Raw genomic sequence first — 17,115 nt, 5'->3', positions numbered from 1 at the left:
TCCGCCCTAATTCAAATGTGCAAGGTAATGCGCCAGCGCGTAGATCTCTTCTTCGCTGAGCTGATAGGCGACGTCAGCCATCGCCGCCATGGCGCCTCCGGAACGCTGACCCGATTTGAACTCGTTCAGCGCCTTGATCAGATATTCCTCGCGCTGACCGGCGAGCCGCGCAGTCGCCTTGGTGCCGGCGAAATTGTCGGTATGGCAGGACGCACAGCGCCTCCCCACTGCGGCTTCGGCGCCCTTGCGTGACAGCTCCGGCTTTTCGTCCGGCTTCGGGTTCTTCATCGGCGGCAATGATGCGAAGTACGCCCCGAGATTGCGAATGTCCTCGTTGCTGAGGTCCTCGACGACCGACCTCATATTCGCGTTTTCGCGGGTGCCGGCGCGAAAGAACACCAGCTGCCATTGAATGTAGAGATCGGGCTGCCCGGCCAGCGACGGCGTGTACTCCATCTTGGAGATGCCGTTCTCGCCGTGGCAGATGGTACACACTCCCGCCTTGGCCTTGCCGGCCTCGACGTCGCCGGCGAAAAGCGGGGAAGCAAGCAAACCGAAACAGAACGACAGCGACAGCGCAGCGAGCAGGCGAGACATGCAGGGGGCCTCTGTTGGCTCAGAGTTATGATTGGCGTTCGTCACTTCGAGATTCGTCGCGGTCGGCGCAGCCGGCCGGGACGATCGCGCGGAATCCATAACCACTGTGCTCGCGGTGAAGCACGAAGACGACTGTCGTGCCTGACAACGCCCCCGGAGTATGGATTCCGGGTACGCCGCTGCGCGGCGTCCCGGAATGACGAACGTGGGGTGGGTGCGCTCAGCTCGAGCTCACTTGCTGTAGCTGATGCGATAGATCGCACCGGCCCAGTCGTCGGCCACCAGCATCGAACCATCCTTGGCGAGGACAACGTCGGCGGGACGGCCGAGATAGCCCTGGTCGCCTTCGATCCAGCCGGTGGCGAAGTCTTCCTGCTTGGCGTTCTTGCCGTCCGGATCGGCGATCACCCGCTTGATCAGGCCGCCCTGATATTTGTGCCGGTTCCACGAGCCGTGTTCGGCAATGAAGATGTTGTTCTTGTATTCGGCCGGGAACTGATCGCCGGTGTAGAATTTCATGCCGAGCGGAGCGACGTGGGCACCGAGATTCAGCACCGGCGGAGTGAACTCCGAGCATTTGTGCCCCATCGCGAATTTCGGATCCGGCATGTCGCCCTGATGGCAATACGGATAGCCGAAATGCTCGCCCATCTTGCTGATCATGTTGAGCTTGTCGCTCGGCATGTCGTCGCTGATCCAGTCACGCGCATTCTCGGTGAACCAGTATTTGCCGGTGCGCGGATCGACGTCACCACCGACCGAATTGCGCACGCCGAGCGCGACCAGTTCGGCATTGCCGGTCTTGGGATCGACGCGGCGGATCTGCGACACCGAGGTCGGCGGAATGCCGATATTGAAGGGCGGCCCGAACGGCACGTAGAACCAGCCGTCCTTGTCGGCGGCCAGATACTTCCAACCGTGCGCCACGTAGGACGGCATGTCGTCGTACACGACCTTGCCCTGGCCGAGATTGTCGAGATTGGCCTCGGCGTTGTCGTAGCGGATCAGCTTGTCGATATCGATCACGTACAGCGCGCCGTTCTGGAACGCGAGCCCGGTCGGCATCTTCAGGCCCTTCAGGATGGTCTTGACCTGTTTCTTGCCGTCCTTATCGGTGATCGCATAGACGTTGCCGAGGCCGAACGAGCCGACGAACAGCGTGCCGTTGTCGCCCCATGCCATCTGCCGCGCGGCGAGGACGCCCGAAGCATAGACCTCGATCTTGAAGCCCGGCGGCAACTTGATTTTCTTGATGGTCGCGGCCAGTTCCGCGTCGGACGAACCGGTCGGCGGACCGGCGGGCGGCGCGAGCCCCTTCTGCGCTTCGGTCTCGTCACCGAGGAACCAGTCGGGCGGCGGGTTGGTCCAGAATTCCTTGCTGCCGGATTCGTACTTCTTGAGGCCCTGCGCGCCGGCTTGCGAGATCGCGGCGGCCGACAATGCAATCGCGCAGGCAACAACGGATCGTGTGAAGACCGATGTCATCGCGTTCACTCCCTCGGCGGCCGATCCGGCCGCTCTGATTCTTATTAGTTGGAACGGTTCGCGTCGGATCGTCACCAGCGGAGGACGCCGGTGGCGAGAAGCTATCACATCCGTTTCGGGAGAGAAGAACGATTGGGAGCGAATCGCGATGAACATTCGCTGCGGCGCAATCGGTGCAGTGCAATGAAATTGCGTCGCGGAAACGACTGTATCAAATGAAGAGCGGGACGGCGGCAGACCGCCGTCCCGCAAAGTCTGCTCCAGATCAGAAGATCTTCATCGCATTCTGCAGCGTGATCCACACGCCCCAGGCGAGCGGAACGCCGACGAACAGCCAGAACGCCGCGGCGCGGGCGTCGAGGCCGCCCTTGCCGATGCCGTAGGAGCCGCCGCCGACATTGGCGGCTGCACCCTTGGCCTGCAACGCGGCAACTTCCTCGGGCTTCATGAACCACTTGTCGGCGAGCGGCTTGACCATCGCGTTGCAGATCAGGCCGAGCACCAGCATGCCGGCGAGGATGTACATCGTGAAGTCATACACCTGCGCGCGCGGCACGCCGGCGGCGATCTGCGCCTCGCGGATGTAGTTGACCACCACCGGGCCGATGATGCCGGCGGTCGCCCACGCGGTCAGCAGCCGGCCGTGAATCGCGCCGACGAACTGGGTGCCGAAGATGTCGGCCAGATACGCCGGCACGGTGGCGAAGCCGCCGCCATACATCGACAGAATGATGCCGAAGGCGAGCACGAACAGCGCCTTGCTGCCCATCGCGGCGAGCGTCGGCACCAGCGCGTAGAGCACGATGCCGAGCAGGAAGAACACGTAATAGGTGTTCTTCCTGCCGATGTGATCCGACAGCGACGCCCAGAAGAACCGCCCGGCGATGTTGAACAGCGACAGCAGACCGGCGAAACCGGCCGCGATGCCGGCGATCATGGTCTTCTGCTCGGCCGACAGCTGGTTGAAGCTGAGGTCGGGCAGGCCGATCAGCTTGCCGGCGAAGATCTCCTGCAACATCGGCGACGCCATGCCGATGACGCCGATGCCGGCCGAGACGTTGAGGCACAGCACCGCCCAGATCAGCCAGAACTGCTTGGTCTTGTGCGCGTCCTTCAGGTGAACCTGATGGGCGGTGATGTAGGCGTTGTTCTTTTCCGGCGGGATCCAGCCGTCCGGCCGCCAGTTCGGCGGCGCCAGCCGGTAGGAGAACGCGCCGATCGTCATGAACACGAAGTAGATCAGCCCCATCACCAGGAAGGTCTGCCACACACCGACATCGGTCGGGGTTCGGAAGTAATTCATCAGCATGTTGGCGAGCGGAGCGCCGATCATCGCGCCGCCCCCGAAGCCCATGATCGCCATGCCGGTCGCCATGCCGCGGCGATCCGGAAACCATTTCACCAACGTCGACACCGGCGAGATGTAGCCGAGGCCGAGGCCGATTCCGCCGATCACGCCGGAACCGAGCCACAGCAGCCACAATTGATGCAGATAGATGCCGATCGCGCCGAGCACGAGTCCGCCGGCCCAGCACAGCGCGGCGACGAAGCCGGCCTTGCGCGGGCCGACCCGCTCCAGCCAGCCGCCCCACACCGCGGCCGAGGCGCCGAGGAGAACGAAGAACAGCGTGTACATCCACCCCATCGAGGCGACGCGCCAGTCGCAGGTGGTGGTGAACAGCTCCTGCACGATCGTCATGTCGGTGCACACCTTCGGTGCCGACAGTCCGACCGCGCGCGACAACGGCAGCCAGAACACGCTGAAGCCGTAGGCCATGCCGATGCAGAGGTGAATACATAGTGCGGCGGGCGGCACCAGCCAGCGATTGAAGCCGGCGGTGGCGATGATCCGCTCGCGATCGAATATGCCGGGTCGTGCACCTGACAGCCGTCCGGCACCTTCCAATGTGGACATGTCGTTTCCTTCCCCTGTTGCGACCGTCCGTTTTCGGACTGGCCGTTATCCCGTGCGCCTTTGCTAGGTCGTCACTTTCAAAGCCTCCACCGCCGCCCGCACTTCGGGCGCGAGCCCGTCGCCGCCCGCATCGAGATGCGCGATGATCGCCCGTCGCATCCGCGGCTCCCAGAATTTCTTCAGATGCTCGGCGATCCCCGGCACCGCTTTATCCGGCCCCTGGCTGCGGAAGAACGCGCCGATCTGATTGGCCATGTACACCAGCCGGTCAGGCGACATCGGCAGCTCCCTTGTGATCGATCTCGACGATGCGCTGCGGATGGGTGAAGATTTCGAAGCCGTCCGACCGTGCAATCGCGGCGAGTGTGATGCCGGCGGCCTCCGCCATCCGCACCGCGAGCGCGGTGGGCGCGGAGACTGCGACCAGCACAGCCGCGCCGATCGCGGCGGTCTTCTGCACCATCTCGACGGACACGCGGCTGGTGAGCAGCACGATGCCTGCGCTCGCGTCGATCCCCTGCCGCGCCAGCGCGCCAGCGAGCTTGTCGAGCGCGTTGTGGCGGCCGACATCCTCGCGCAACTCCACGATGCCGCGCTCCGGCGTGAAGTAAGCGGCGGCGTGCACCGCGCGGGTTTCGACATTGAGCGGCTGCTGCGGCGGCATCGCCTCGATCGCGGCGATGATCTGCCGCGGCGAGAACGACCGTCCATTGCCGACCACCGCGACCGGACGCACCGCTTCGGCGATGGACTCGACCCCGCACAGACCGCAGCCCGTTGGTCCCGCGATATGCCGGCGGCGCTGCTGCAGCCGGTCGGCAACATCGCCGCCGAGCCACATCCGCAGCTCGATGCCATCGTCCTGCGGCACAATCTCCAGGCTGTCGATTTGCGCAGGCCGCTCGATTACGCCCTCGCTCAGGCTGAAGCCGATCGCGAAGTCTTCGAGATCGGCCGGCGTCGCCATCATCACCGCCTGAGTCGAGCCGTTGTAGCTGATCGCCACCGGCGTCTCCTCGGGGATGGCGCGGGCGCCATCCTGCATCCGGCCGTTGCGCCAGACCTTGGTGTTGCCGGTGTGGACCGTCGGTTTCATCGTTACTCCGCCGCTTCGGCAGGTGCCGCGATCCGCCGCGCGGCGGCGGCCTGCTGCTCGTAGGAGCGCTGCCATTCCGATGGGCCGTTCGACGGCGCCACTTGGACGGCAGTCACCTTGTACTCCGGACAATTGGTGGCCCAGTCCGAGTATTCGGTGGTGACGACGTTGGCCTGGGTGTCGGGATGATGGAACGTCGTATAGACGACGCCCGGCGCGACGCGGTCGGTGATCAGCGCGCGCAGCGTAGTCTCGCCGGCGCGGCTGGCGAGCCGCACCCAATCTCCATCACGGACTCCGCGCTGCTCGGCATCGTGCGGATGGATCTCGAGCCGGTCCTCGTCGTGCCACACCGTATTGGCGGTGCGCCGGGTCTGCGCGCCGACATTGTACTGCGACAGGATGCGGCCGGTGGTCAGCAGCAGCGGGAAGCGCGGCCCGGTGCGTTCGTCGGTCGCGACATATTCAGTGATGACGAACTTGCCCTTGCCGCGCACGAAGGCATCGATGTGCATCACCGGCGTGCCGTCCGGCGCCCGCTCGTTGCACGGCCACTGCACCGAACCGAGTTCGTCGAGCTTTGCGTAGGACACTCCGGTGAAGGTCGGCGTCAGCGCGGCGATCTCGTCCATGATCTGCGACGGGTGGGTGTAGTTCATCTTGTAACCGACCGCCTCGGCCAACCTCAGCGTGACCTCCCAATCCTCCAGGCCGTTCTTCGGCGACATCACCTTGCGGACGCGCTGGATGCGGCGCTCGGCGTTGGTGAAGGTGCCGTTCTTCTCCAGGAAGGTCGAGCCCGGCAGGAAGATGTGGGCGTAGTTGGCGGTCTCGTTGAGGAACAGGTCGTGGACGATGACGCATTCCATCGCTTCGAGGCCGGCGGCGACATGCTTCGTATTAGGGTCGGATTGTAGGATGTCCTCTCCCTGCACGTACAGCGCCTTGAACGAGCCCTCGACCGCGGCGTCGAGCATGTTGGGAATGCGCAGGCCGGGCTCGTTGTCGAGCTTGACGTTCCACAGTGCCTCGAAGCTCTCGCGCACAGAATCCGTCGAGATGTGACGATAGCCCGGCAGTTCGTGCGGGAACGAGCCCATGTCGCAACTGCCCTGCACGTTGTTCTGACCGCGCAGCGGGTTCACCCCGACGCCGGGCCGGCCGAGATTGCCGGTGGCCATCGCCAGGTTGGCGATCGCCATCACGGTGGTCGAGCCCTGGCTGTGCTCGGTGACGCCGAGGCCGTAATAGATCGCGCCGTTGCCGCCGGTGGCGTAGAGCCGTGCGGCTTCGCGCACCGCCTGCGGATCGACGCCGGTGAAGGCGGCGGTCGCTTCCGGACTGTGGCGCTCGTCGGACACGAACGCAGCCCAGTGCTCGTACTCGCTCCAGTCGCAGCGCTCGCGCACGAAGGCCTCGTTGGCGAGTCCTTCGGTGACGATGACGTGGGCCAGCGCGGTCAGCACCGCGACATTGGTGCCGGGCTTCAGCGGCAGATGCTGCGCAGCCTCGATATGGGCCGAGCGAACCAGATCAATCCGGCGCGGATCGACCACGATCAGCTTGGCGCCCTGTCGCAGCCGCTTCTTCAGGCGCGAACCGAACACCGGGTGACCATCGGTCGGGTTGGCGCCGATGATCATCACGACGTCGGCGTGCTCGACCGAGTCGAAATCCTGCGTGCCGGCCGAGGTGCCGAACGCGGTCGACAGACCGTAACCAGTCGGCGAGTGGCAGACGCGGGCGCAGGTATCGACATTGTTGTTGCCGAACCCGGCGCGGATCAGCTTCTGCACCAGGAAGGTTTCTTCATTGGTACAGCGCGACGAGGTGATACCGCCGATCGAATCGCGGCCGTATTTGGCCTGGATCCGCTTCAGTTCAGACGCCGCATAGGCGAACGCCTCGTCCCAGCTCACCTCGCGCCACGGCTCGGTGATCTTGCCGCGGATCATCGGCTTGAGAATGCGTTCCTTGTGGTTGGCGTAGCCCCAGGCGAAGCGGCCCTTGACGCAAGAGTGGCCGCGATTGGCCTTGCCGTCCTTGTAGGGCACCATGCGCACCAGCTCTTCGCCGCGCATCTCGGCCTTGAAGGTGCAGCCGACGCCGCAGTACGCGCAGGTCGTCACCACCGAGCGCTCCGGCGTGCCGATCTCGATCACGCTCTTTTCGTTCAGCGTCGCGGTCGGGCAGGCTTGCACGCAGGCGCCGCAGGACACGCATTCCGAACCGAGAAAACTCTCCTGCATGCCAGGCGACACGACAGAGTCGAAGCCGCGGCCGGCAATGGTCAGCGCGAAGGTGCCTTGCACCTCCTCGCAGGCGCGGACGCAGCGCGAGCAGACGATGCACTTCGACGCATCGTAGGTGAAATACGGATTGGACTCGTCGAGGCCCGGATTGGGATGCTTCTCGCCGGAGTAACCGTAGCGCACGTCGCGCAGGCCGACCGCGCCGGCCATATCCTGCAGCTCACAATCGCCATTGGCCGAGCAGGTCAGGCAGTCGAGCGGGTGATCGGAGATATAAAGCTCCATCACGCCTTTGCGGATCTGCTTCAGCCGCTCGGTCTGGGTATGGACGACGAGACCGTCGGCAACCGGCGTGGTGCACGACGCCGGCGTGCCGCTGCGGCCGTCGATCTCGACAAGGCACAGCCGACATGAGCCGAACGCGTCGACCATGTCGGTGGCGCAGAGCTTCGGGATCGCGGTGCCGATCTCCATCGCGGCGCGCATGATTGAGGTGCCCTCGGGCACCGAGACGCTGCGGCCGTCGATCGTCAGCGTCACCATCGTCTCGGATGGCGAGCGCGGCGTGCCGAAATCGGTTTCGTGGACCAGAGCCATATCGATCGTCCTTTATTCCGCGGCCTGCAGGCGGCGCGGCGCGAGGCCGAAATCTTCCGGGAAGTGCGTCAGGGCGCTGAGCACCGGGATCGGCGCGAGGCCGCCCAGCGCGCACAGCGAGCCGAACTTCATGGTGTTGCAGAGGTCTTCGAGCACGGCGATGTTGGCCGCAGGCCTGTCGCCGGCGATGATCTTGTCGACCGTCTCGGCGCCGCGGGTCGAACCGATCCGGCATGGCGTGCACTTGCCGCAGGATTCATGCGCGCAAAACTCCATCGCGAACCGCGCCTGCTTGGCCATGTCGACAGTGTCGTCGAACACCACGACGCCGCCATGCCCGACCATGCCGCTCCGCGCGGCGAACGCCTCGTAGTCGAACGGCGTATCGAACAGCGCGCGCGGGAAGTAAGCCCCGAGCGGGCCGCCGACCTGGACCGCGCGCACAGGCCGGCCGCTCAGCGTGCCGCCGCCGATCTCGTCGACCAGTTCGCCGAGCGTGATACCGAATGCCACCTCGAACAGCCCGCCGTGCTTGATGTTGCCGCCGAGCTGGATCGGCTTGGTGCCGCGCGACTTGCCCATGCCGCAATCCGCATAGGCCTGCGCACCGCCGTCGAGAATGTAGGGCACCGCCGAGAAGGTGAGCACGTTGTTGATCACCGTCGGCCGGCCGAACAGGCCTTTATGCGCCGGCAGCGGCGGTTTGGCCCGCACCGTGCCGCGCTTGCCCTCGAGGCTCTCCAGCATCGAGGTTTCTTCGCCGCAGATATAGGCGCCGGCACCGACCCGGACTTCGATGTCGAACGAATCCGTCGAATGGCAGATGTGCTCGCCGAGATAGCCGGTGCGCCGCGCCGCCTCGATCGCGGCGTTCATCGCCTCGACCGCGTGCGGATATTCCGAGCGGATGTAGATGTAGCCCTTCGTGGCGCCGACGGCGATGCCGGCGATCGTCATCCCCTCGATGATCATGAAGGGATCGCCCTCCATCAGCATCCGGTCTGCGAAGGTGCCGCTGTCGCCCTCGTCGGCGTTGCAGCAGATGTATTTCTGGCCACGCCCAGCCTGCGCCACGGTGCGCCACTTGGTGCCGGTCGGAAAGCCTGCGCCGCCGCGGCCGCGCAGGCCGGACTTGACGACGTCGTCGATGATCGCATCCGAGCTCATCTTCAGCGCGCGTTCGAGCCCGCGATAGCCGCCATGAGCGCGATAATCGTCGATCGAGCGCGGATCGACGATGCCGCAGCGCGCAAAGGTCAGCCGGGTCTGCCGCTTCAGCCACGGGATCTGTTCGGTGAACCCCTGCTTCAGCGGATGCGTACCATCGCTCAGAATCGCATCGAGCAGCGCCGGCATGTCGTCCGGCGTCACCGGCCCGTAGGCGACGCGGCCCTCGGGCGTGTCCACCTCCAGCATGGGTTCGAGCCAATACAGCCCGCGCGAACCGGGGCGGACCAGATCGACCGGCAGATCGCGCGCATGCGCCTGTTCGAGCAGCGCGGCCGCGACTTCGTCGGCGCCGATCGCGAGCGCACTGGAATCGCGCGGGATGAAGACGCGCAAACTCATCGCTGCGCCTCCGCCAACAGAGCATCGAGCTTGCCGGCATCGAGCCGGCCGACCACGCGCTCGTTGATCATCGCCGAGGGCGCCGTGGCACACAGGCCGAGGCAATAGGCCGGCTCCAGCGTCACCGCGCCGTCCGCGGTGGTGGCGCCGAAGGTGACGCCCAGCCGGGTCTCGACATGCGCCGCCAGCGCGTCACCGCCGGCGGCCTGGCAGGCCTCGGCGCGGCACAGCTTCAGCACATGGCGGCCTGGCGGGGCACGGCGGAAATCCGGATAGAAGGTAAGGACGCCGTGGACTTCAGCGCGCGACAAATTCAGCGCCTGAGCGATCATCGGCTCGGCGTCCTGCGGCACATAGCCGAACGCTTCCTGCAACGCCTGCAGCATCAGCAGCGTCGCGCCTTCCTTGTGCGTCAGCCCGGCGATGATCTCGCTCGCGCGGGCGGGTTCCCATGGTTCGTATTGCATCGGCGCTCTTCGTCGTCGTGGATCGCCGGATGAGAATAAGAATTGTTCAAAAGATCAATAAAGCTGTCCAATGCTGCGATAAGGAATTCGCAACGACAAGGAGAATTGACACCGTCATTCCGGGGCGCCGGAATCCCGAGGTTGTTCGCGCAGGGAGATTCCGGGTTCGCGAGCTATCGCTCGCGCCACGGAATGACTCGTGGCGGCTGCCTGCGCTCCGCAGCATTTCCGGCAGCGATCCGCCCCGATCAGCTCTGCAGCGTCGGCGCGACTTCGCGGGCCACCTGCATCAGGGCGGCGACCAGCGGCGTGTAGGGCTCACGCGGCGGTACCACGAGGCCGATGCTGTAGGCGACCATCGGCTCGACGATCGGAATGGTGCGAACTTCGTCGCCGAGCCCGAGCGTCTCGGCGAGCTTGGCCGGCATCACGCTGGCCCATCGCCCCGTCTTGACGTGGGTGTACAGCACGATGATCGAATTTGAGGTCAGCGTCGGCTGCGCACTGGTGCCCGCGGCGCGCAGCGCCCGGTCGATAATGCGGCGATTCTGCATGTTGGGCGTCAGCAGGCACAGCGGCACCTGGCCGACCTCGCGCCAGGTCACCTGATCGCGGTCGCCGAACATCCCGTCGGGCGAGGTGATCAGCCGGTAGCTTTCCTGATACAGCGGCACGCTGCGGACTTTGCCGACCGGCTCGTTCTCGGTGTAGGTCAGCCCGGCGTCGACTTCGAGGTTTTCGAGCAGGCCCAGCACTTCCGACGAGGTGCAGGACAGGATGCTGAAGCGGACGTTGGGATGCTTGGCACGAAACGGCGTGGTGAGCTGCGCCACCATGCCGAGCACGGTCGGGATCGCAGCGATCCTCAGTTCCCCGGACAGTTCGGCCTTCAGCGCCCCGATATCCTGGCGCATCGCGCGGCTGTCGGCGACGATCCGGCGCGCCCATTCCAGCGCCCGCTCGCCCTCCGGCGTGAAGCCGAGAAACCGCGAGCCGCGCTGCACCAGCATCACGCCCAAGATCTCTTCGAGCTGCTTGATGCCGGTCGACATGGTCGGCTGGGTCACGCCGCAGGCTTCCGCGGCTCGGCCGAAATGCCGTTCCTTGGCGAGCGCGAGTAGCAGCTCGAGCTTGTCGATCAAACCGGCCTCTTGGAAATTCAGGTGAATTTCGAGAGTCTTGCCCGATCAGGACGCGTTCGGCAAGGCGGACCGGCGGCCACGCCGTTGCGGGCGCTCAGGCAACAATAACCCCGCCTCCCGGTTGCGCATCGGGAGCGCGGGGCCAGTCTGGGGAGAGACGCTGCCGGCGCGGGAAGCACGACCCATCCGCACCACGCTTCGTCATCAGCACGCTAACTGATTGGCGGGGATGCGGATTGAGATGGATCAAGCTGAGCGAACCGGCGCGCGAACACACCGGCGGCGGTTCAGCCGACGCTGCCGCTCCGCCGCATGTAGCAGTGGAAGCCGCCGTAGATCCCCGAGCGGTCGCGGTCGAAGCCGATGGCGCTGCGTTCGGCGTCGCGCTGCCAGGTCTGTTGCAGCGGAGCCAGCGGCTCGGTTTCCAGCGGGGATTCGGCGCCTGCGGTGCGGAAGATCACCCGCACCTGCTCCTTGCCGGCGCGATCGATCGCATCCCACAGCGCGCGGATTTCGTCCGGCGCCATCCAGTCCTGCGAGTCGAGCAGCACCACGGCGTCGATCTGGCGGGCCGGCAGGCTCTCCAGGAACACCCGCAGATTTTCGTGCACCGGGATCACTAGGCCGGCGCCGGCGCGCATCTGCTGATAGCGGCTCTCCTGCAGATACAGCGGCAGGCAGCGATCGCCGGGGCCGGGATAGCTCCGGCTCAGAGCCTGCCAGGCGAAGTAATTGGTCTCGTTCGGATAGACGTCGATCAGCCGCAGCAGCCGCTGATGCAGCACTTCGTTGAGCGGCTGGTCGCCGCCGAGCAGTTCGCGCTGCTGCGGCGGAATGCCGAGGCTGAACAGCAGAGCCGGTGTTCGGGTGAGCATGCGGGCAAACCGCGAATGGAACAGCCGGTCGACGCGCTGCAGCGCCGCCTGGCGCTCCGGCGAATCCGGAGCGCCTTTCAGCAGCACGTCGAGATCGATCTTGGCGATGCGCGCAAGCAGATGCGCAAAGCCGATGAAATGGCCGAGCGCGCCGTGGCGGTAGAACCCATTGGTGAAGTAGCGGTAGCGCGGCCGGCCGCGAAAGTCGCGCTCGTCCCAGAAGCTGCGGGCATCGAGATCGAGCGCCGGGCGCAGCCGCCGGCGATACAGATCGGCGTTATCGGCAGCAGCCCCCTCGCCGAAGAACCGCCAGAACGACGCGTAGTCCGGCAGCGCCCGCAGGCCGGCGAGCTTCAGCTTGAGCAGCGCCAGATGCGCCTCGTTGAGATCGACCGCGAACACCTGCGCCGGCTTGGCGGTGAGGTAGGACAACGCGTTGCAGCCGCCCGACGAGATCGTCACGATGGTCGAGCCGATCTGCAGTTGCAGAGCCGCGAGATCAGCCTCGGGGTCTTCCCATATCTGGGTATAGACCAGGCGACGAAACCAGATCGAAAACAAAGCGTCCCACAGCGTCGACTCGCTGCGATCCTTGCTGTTGCGGACGGCGTCCGCGATCAGTTGCTGCGTGTTCATCAAATCCTCGACTCGGCAATCGATCCAAATTAGCCGGGCAACGCTGCAGTTTTGCGACAGCGCCGGACCTGATCATCAGCGCCGCCTTTGTCATCACCCTGTCGCCAGAAATCGCGATGGATGGCCGACGATGCCGAACCAGGGTGGCAGGCCATGACGACGCTCACTCGCACCGATCTTCCGCGTACCGAGCTGACGCACCCCGAGCTCGCCGTCGATCCGGCGTGGCCGGTCGACGCGACCTCGCGCATGAACCGGATGTACCGCTATCAGCGTCACATCTACGATCTGACCCGCCGTTATTATCTGCTCGGCCGCGATCGGCTGATCGCCGAACTGCAGCCGAAGGCGGGCGAATCCGTTCTCGAAGTCGGCTGCGGCACCGGCCGCAACCTGATTCAGGCGGCGGCGCAATACCGCGACGCGAAGTTCTATGGTCTCGACGTCTCGACCGAGATGCTGACCTCTGCGATCAGTTCGATCGAAGGTGCCGGACTGATGTCGCGGGTCAAGGTCGCGCACGGCGACGCCACGGCGTTTACCGCGCAGGCGGTGTTCGGCCAGGCGGTCAGCTTCGACCACGTCATGATTTCCTACAGCCTGTCGATGATCCCGGACTGGACCGCGGTGATCGATCGCGCCGTCGCCAATCTGAAGCCGGGCGGCAAGCTGCACATCGTCGATTTCGGCGACCAGCGCGGCCTGCCTTCAGTGGCCCGCAACCTGTTGCGACGCTGGCTGACGCTGTTCGACGTCACCCCGCGCGACAGTCTGGAAGCCGTGCTGATGCAGGTCGCGGCCCGCACTGGGGCCGGCCTGCGGTTCGACCGGCCGTATCGCGGCTATGCGCAAGCCGCCGTGCTGACGCTGCCGCCGCGCAGGAAGCCATGACCGGCTGGCTCGCGCTGTTTGCCGCGGGCCTGATGGAGATCGTCTGGGCGCTGGGACTGAAGCATTCCGAGGGCTTCACCCGGTTCTGGCCGGCGGTCGTGACCCTGGCCGCCATCCTGGCCAGCTTCGGCCTGATGAGTATCGCGCTGAAATCGCTGCCGTTCGGCACCGCCTATGCGGTGTGGACCGGAATTGGCGCCGCTGGCAGCATCGTGGTCGGCATGACGCTGTACGGTGAGCCGGCGAGCGGCGTCCGTGTGCTGTGCCTGTCGATGATTGTGGCCGGCATGATCGGGCTGAAGCTCAGCACACCGGCGTGAAACGCTCTTATTTCTTGCTGTGACGCATTTCCTTCACGCGAACCGGCTCCCCCTTCGCTCGACAACGCACTTGCCGCCCGACCAAGGCGGCGATTGACAAAGCAGTCCCGCTTCCATTTGATCGCGCCCGTTCAGGTGTGCCGGGAATCGTCCGGCACAGGGAAGCCGGTGCGGGCCGCACGCTTTGACAGCCAAGCCCAAATCCGGCGCTGCGCCCGCAACTGTGAGCGGCGAGCGATCCTTCAATCGGCCACTGGGCGACAGCCCGGGAAGGCGAAGGATTGCGACGACCCGTGAGCCAGGAGACCGGCCTGAGTGCGTCATCTTCCACCGTGCGGCGCGCGCGGCTGGAGCGGTCCGCCGCACAGGTGACAGGATGCTGCTCACCGGCCGGAGACCGCCATGACCGAACTCATTCCGCCCACCTCTTCCGATGGATTCCGCGTCCGCCTGATCGCCGTGCTCGGCGGGCTGGTGCTCGCCAACCTCGCCGCCTGGGCCTGGGCGCTCACCGCGTTCGCCGGCGAGCCGGTGCTGATCGGCACAGCGGTACTAGCTTACAGCCTAGGCCTGCGCCACGCGCTCGACGCCGACCACATTGCGGCGATCGACAACGTCACCCGAAAGCTGATGCAGGAAGGCAAGCGGCCGGTCACGGTCGGGCTGTTCTTCGCGCTCGGCCATTCCACCGTGGTGCTGGTGGCGTCGCTGGCGATCGCGATCGCGGCCAATTCGCTGACCGAGCGGTTCTCGGGCTATCGCGAGATCGGCGGGGTGATCGGCACCTCGGCGTCGGCACTGTTCCTGTTCGCGATCGCCATCGCCAACCTGTCGGTGCTGAGCGGCGTGTATCGCGCATTCAAGAAGGCCAAGGCCGGCGAGGTCGTGCACGACGACGACATCAACGAGCTGCTGCAGCAGCGCGGCTGGCTGGCGCGGCTGTTCCGGCCGCTGTTCCGCTTCGTCTCCAAGAGCTGGCAGTTGTTTCCGATCGGGCTGTTGTTCGCGCTCGGCTTCGAGACCGCCAGCGAGATCAGCCTGTTCGGGCTGGCCGCGAACGCCTCCGGCAACATTTCGCACTGGTCGATCCTGGTGTTCCCGGCGCTGTTCGCCGCCGGCATGACCCTGGTGGACACCCTGGACGGCGTGCTGATGCTCGGCGCCTATGGCTGGGCGTATCGCAACCCGGTCCGCAAGCTGTACTACAACATGACCATCACGACGGTGTCGGTGCTGGTGGCGCTGCTGATCGGCGGCATCGAGACGCTCGGGCTGCTCGCCGGACGGTTCCATCTCGAAGGCGCGTTCTGGGAATGGATCGCCGAGCTCAACGAGAATTTCGGCGCGCTCGGCTACGGCATCGTGGCGCTGTTCGTGGCGAGCTGGATCGTCTCCACCATCATCTATCGCCTCAACGGCTATCACCGGCTCGACCAGGTCGCCCCGGCCGTGCAGAAATGAGCGCGGTATGACCCGACGTTCCGGACCGAATTCGCGCGCGGCGGCCGTCACCGCCGCGCTCGCGGTGCTCGTGGCCCTTTTGGCGATCGGATCGCTCGCAGTCGGGCCGGTCAAGCTGTCGCCGCTCGCCGTGGTGCAGGCGCTGATCGGATTCGGCGGCGAGGTGCAGCAGATCATCGTGCAGCAGATCCGGCTGCCGCGCACCATCCTGGCCCTCGCCATCGGCGGCATTCTCGGTCTGTCCGGCGCGGCGCTACAGGGCCTGCTGCGCAATCCTTTGGCGTCGCCGTCGCTGTTCGGCGCGCCGCAATCGGCGGCGTTCGGCGCCGTGCTGATCATCTCGCTCGGGCTCGCCGACGTGCGCTCGTTCGCGCTGCCGGCGGCGGCGATCACGATGGCGTTCGTCTCGGTGTTCGTGCTGCTTGCAGTCGCCGGCCGCAACGCCAGCCTGCTGCTCTTGATCCTGGCAGGTCTGGCGATCTCCGCCCTCGCCGGCGCCGCCACCGCGCTGGTGATGAACCTGTCGGCGAATCCGTTCGCCAGCCTCGAGATCGCGTTCTGGCTGCTGGGCTCGCTGGAAGACCGCAGCTTCCGCCATGTCGTGCTGGCGCTGCCGTTCATCGTCGCCGGCGCCCTGCTGCTCCTCAGTCAGCGTGCCGCGTTCCGCGCCCTCAGCCTCGGCGAGGAGACCGCACAGAGCCTCGGCGTCGACGTCGCCCGACTGCGGCTGATCGTGATCGCCGGCACCGCGCTCGGCGTCGGCGGTGCCGTCTCGGTGTCGGGAACGATCGGCTTCATCGGCCTGGTCGCGCCGCATCTGGTACGCCCCCTGATAGGCCACGATCCGGCCCGCGTGCTGGTGCCGAGCGCGCTCGCCGGCGCGGCGTTGCTGCTCGCCGCCGACATCGCGGTGCGACTGATCCCAGCGTCCTCCGACATCAAGGTCGGCGTCCTGACCTCGATCATCGGCGTGCCGTTCTTCCTGTATCTGATCGTGCGCGAGCGCCGCGCGCTCGGTGGAGGCGTCGCATGAGCGCCGCTTTCCTCACCGCACGCGACCTCGCCGTGACGCTGTCCGGCCGCGACGTGCTGCGCGGCGTCTCGCTCGATCTGACCCGCGGCCATCTGGTGGCGCTGGTCGGACCGAACGGCGCCGGCAAGACCACGCTGCTGCGCGCCCTCGCCGGTCTGATCGACGCCAAGGGTCTCATCACGATCGGCGGTGATCCGCTGGCGAGCTTGGCGCTGCGCGAACGCGCCAAGCGGTTCGGCTATCTGCCGCAGGGCCATCTGGTGCATTGGCCGCTGCCGGTGCGCGACGTCGTCGCGCTCGGCCGGTTTCCACACGGCGCCACCGATCCGGCCTGGCTGTCGCCGCTGGATGCCGAGGCGGTGAATCGGGCGATGGCGGTCACCGACGTCACCCAGTTCGCGGACCGCATCGTCACCGAACTGTCGGGCGGCGAACGCAGCCGGGTGGCGCTCGCCCGCGTGCTGGCGCTCGAGGCGCCGGTGGTCCTCGCCGACGAGCCGACCGCTTCGCTCGATCCGCGCTATCAGCTCGACGTGATGCAGACCTTGCGCACCACCGCCGATGCCGGCACCCTGGTGATCGTCGTCACCCACGATCTGGGCAGCGCCGCCCGATTCGCCGACACTGTGCTGGTGATGGCGGACGGCGGACTGGCGGCTCACGGAACGCCCAATGACGCGCTGTCGGACGACATCATGCAGCAGGTGTTTCGCGTCAGCGCCTACCGGGCGCAGTATCAGGACAGCGGCGTGATCCTGCCGTGGTCCGGAACCTGACGG

15 protein-coding genes and 1 riboswitch are annotated in these 17,115 nt (G+C 66.1%); of the genes, 5 read left to right on the top strand and 10 right to left on the bottom strand.

Annotation, left to right across the window (positions count from 1 at the left end; translation table 11 throughout):
- Positions 1-6: 6 nt before the first annotated feature.
- The 10 genes from M9H71_RS03285 to M9H71_RS03240 all read right to left on the bottom strand — a co-directional run bounded on the left by M9H71_RS03285 (position 7) and on the right by M9H71_RS03240 (position 12,631).
- Positions 7-597, bottom strand: a complete 591-nt coding sequence (locus tag M9H71_RS03285; RefSeq protein ID WP_455403668.1) for a c-type cytochrome — start codon at positions 595-597, stop codon at positions 7-9.
- A 231-nt stretch (positions 598-828) separates the two neighbouring features.
- Positions 829-2,082, bottom strand: a complete 1,254-nt coding sequence (locus M9H71_RS03280) for a PQQ-dependent sugar dehydrogenase (protein WP_455403667.1) — start codon at positions 2,080-2,082, stop codon at positions 829-831.
- A gap of 265 nt (positions 2,083-2,347) precedes the next feature.
- Positions 2,348-3,997 (bottom strand): OFA family MFS transporter, encoded by a 1,650-nt coding sequence (locus M9H71_RS03275; protein ID WP_455403666.1) that lies wholly within the window; start codon positions 3,995-3,997, stop codon positions 2,348-2,350.
- A gap of 63 nt (positions 3,998-4,060) precedes the next feature.
- Positions 4,061-4,276, bottom strand: a complete 216-nt coding sequence (locus tag M9H71_RS03270) for a formate dehydrogenase subunit delta (RefSeq protein ID WP_164603895.1) — start codon at positions 4,274-4,276, stop codon at positions 4,061-4,063.
- Complete coding sequence (gene fdhD, locus M9H71_RS03265) at positions 4,266-5,093, bottom strand: formate dehydrogenase accessory sulfurtransferase FdhD (RefSeq protein WP_455403665.1); 828 nt, start codon at positions 5,091-5,093, stop codon at positions 4,266-4,268. The genes M9H71_RS03270 and fdhD overlap by 11 nt, the downstream gene beginning before the upstream one ends.
- A 2-nt stretch (positions 5,094-5,095) precedes the next feature.
- Positions 5,096-7,942 (bottom strand): formate dehydrogenase subunit alpha, encoded by a 2,847-nt coding sequence (gene fdhF / locus M9H71_RS03260; protein WP_455403664.1) that lies wholly within the window; start codon positions 7,940-7,942, stop codon positions 5,096-5,098.
- Between the two features lie 12 nt (positions 7,943-7,954).
- Positions 7,955-9,511, bottom strand: a complete 1,557-nt coding sequence (locus tag M9H71_RS03255) for a formate dehydrogenase beta subunit (RefSeq protein WP_455403663.1) — start codon at positions 9,509-9,511, stop codon at positions 7,955-7,957.
- Complete coding sequence (locus tag M9H71_RS03250; RefSeq protein WP_455403662.1) at positions 9,508-9,978, bottom strand: formate dehydrogenase subunit gamma; 471 nt, start codon at positions 9,976-9,978, stop codon at positions 9,508-9,510. The genes M9H71_RS03255 and M9H71_RS03250 overlap by 4 nt, the downstream gene beginning before the upstream one ends.
- A gap of 248 nt (positions 9,979-10,226) precedes the next feature.
- On the bottom strand, positions 10,227-11,120 hold the full coding sequence (locus tag M9H71_RS03245; RefSeq protein ID WP_455403661.1) for a LysR family transcriptional regulator: 894 nt from the start codon (positions 11,118-11,120) through the stop codon (positions 10,227-10,229).
- 287 nt (positions 11,121-11,407) lie between these two features.
- Positions 11,408-12,631, bottom strand: a complete 1,224-nt coding sequence (locus M9H71_RS03240) for a DUF3419 family protein (RefSeq protein ID WP_455403660.1) — start codon at positions 12,629-12,631, stop codon at positions 11,408-11,410.
- A gap of 153 nt (positions 12,632-12,784) precedes the next feature.
- On the opposite strand from M9H71_RS03240, the gene M9H71_RS03235 reads away from it, so the two are divergent.
- The 5 genes from M9H71_RS03235 to M9H71_RS03215 all read left to right on the top strand — a co-directional run bounded on the left by M9H71_RS03235 (position 12,785) and on the right by M9H71_RS03215 (position 17,112).
- Entirely contained in the window at positions 12,785-13,522 is a 738-nt protein-coding gene (locus M9H71_RS03235; RefSeq protein ID WP_455403659.1) for a class I SAM-dependent methyltransferase, read from the top strand.
- Positions 13,519-13,842 (top strand): DMT family transporter, encoded by a 324-nt coding sequence (locus tag M9H71_RS03230; RefSeq protein ID WP_164633967.1) that lies wholly within the window; start codon positions 13,519-13,521, stop codon positions 13,840-13,842. Before M9H71_RS03235 ends, M9H71_RS03230 begins: the two co-directional genes overlap by 4 nt.
- A 116-nt stretch (positions 13,843-13,958) precedes the next feature.
- Positions 13,959-14,171: riboswitch (cobalamin riboswitch) on the top strand.
- Between the two features lie 73 nt (positions 14,172-14,244).
- The gene (locus M9H71_RS03225; RefSeq protein ID WP_455403658.1) at positions 14,245-15,303 is read left to right on the top strand and encodes a HoxN/HupN/NixA family nickel/cobalt transporter; all 1,059 of its coding nucleotides are present in this window, start codon (positions 14,245-14,247) and stop codon (positions 15,301-15,303) included.
- A 7-nt stretch (positions 15,304-15,310) separates the two neighbouring features.
- The gene (locus tag M9H71_RS03220) at positions 15,311-16,336 is read left to right on the top strand and encodes a FecCD family ABC transporter permease (protein WP_455403657.1); all 1,026 of its coding nucleotides are present in this window, start codon (positions 15,311-15,313) and stop codon (positions 16,334-16,336) included.
- A complete protein-coding gene (locus tag M9H71_RS03215; RefSeq protein ID WP_455403656.1) occupies positions 16,333-17,112 on the top strand; it encodes an ABC transporter ATP-binding protein in 780 nt (259 codons plus the stop codon). The genes M9H71_RS03220 and M9H71_RS03215 overlap by 4 nt, the downstream gene beginning before the upstream one ends.
- The last annotated feature ends 3 nt before the right edge of the window (positions 17,113-17,115 follow it).

The organism is Rhodopseudomonas parapalustris (assembly GCF_053772255.1).
Note: the sequence above shows the minus strand (reverse complement) of the source record. Positions and strands in the feature narration are given on the sequence as shown.

What these genes read in the sequence shown, in the direction of transcription:
- M9H71_RS03280 (WP_455403667.1), bottom strand. Translation starts at nt 2,082, where the DNA reads ATGACATCGGTCTTCACACGATCCGTTGTTGCCTGCGCGATTGCATTG.
- fdhF (WP_455403664.1), bottom strand. Translation starts at nt 7,942, where the DNA reads ATGGCTCTGGTCCACGAAACCGATTTCGGCACGCCGCGCTCGCCATCC.
- M9H71_RS03285 (WP_455403668.1), bottom strand. Translation starts at nt 597, where the DNA reads ATGTCTCGCCTGCTCGCTGCGCTGTCGCTGTCGTTCTGTTTCGGTTTG.
- fdhD (WP_455403665.1), bottom strand. Translation starts at nt 5,093, where the DNA reads ATGAAACCGACGGTCCACACCGGCAACACCAAGGTCTGGCGCAACGGC.
- M9H71_RS03240 (WP_455403660.1), bottom strand. Translation starts at nt 12,631, where the DNA reads ATGAACACGCAGCAACTGATCGCGGACGCCGTCCGCAACAGCAAGGAT.
- M9H71_RS03225 (WP_455403658.1), top strand. Translation starts at nt 14,245, where the DNA reads ATGACCGAACTCATTCCGCCCACCTCTTCCGATGGATTCCGCGTCCGC.
- M9H71_RS03250 (WP_455403662.1), bottom strand. Translation starts at nt 9,978, where the DNA reads ATGCAATACGAACCATGGGAACCCGCCCGCGCGAGCGAGATCATCGCC.
- M9H71_RS03215 (WP_455403656.1), top strand. Translation starts at nt 16,333, where the DNA reads ATGAGCGCCGCTTTCCTCACCGCACGCGACCTCGCCGTGACGCTGTCC.
- M9H71_RS03255 (WP_455403663.1), bottom strand. Translation starts at nt 9,511, where the DNA reads ATGAGTTTGCGCGTCTTCATCCCGCGCGATTCCAGTGCGCTCGCGATC.
- M9H71_RS03220 (WP_455403657.1), top strand. Translation starts at nt 15,311, where the DNA reads ATGACCCGACGTTCCGGACCGAATTCGCGCGCGGCGGCCGTCACCGCC.
- M9H71_RS03235 (WP_455403659.1), top strand. Translation starts at nt 12,785, where the DNA reads ATGACGACGCTCACTCGCACCGATCTTCCGCGTACCGAGCTGACGCAC.
- M9H71_RS03270 (WP_164603895.1), bottom strand. Translation starts at nt 4,276, where the DNA reads ATGTCGCCTGACCGGCTGGTGTACATGGCCAATCAGATCGGCGCGTTC.
- M9H71_RS03275 (WP_455403666.1), bottom strand. Translation starts at nt 3,997, where the DNA reads ATGTCCACATTGGAAGGTGCCGGACGGCTGTCAGGTGCACGACCCGGC.
- M9H71_RS03230 (WP_164633967.1), top strand. Translation starts at nt 13,519, where the DNA reads ATGACCGGCTGGCTCGCGCTGTTTGCCGCGGGCCTGATGGAGATCGTC.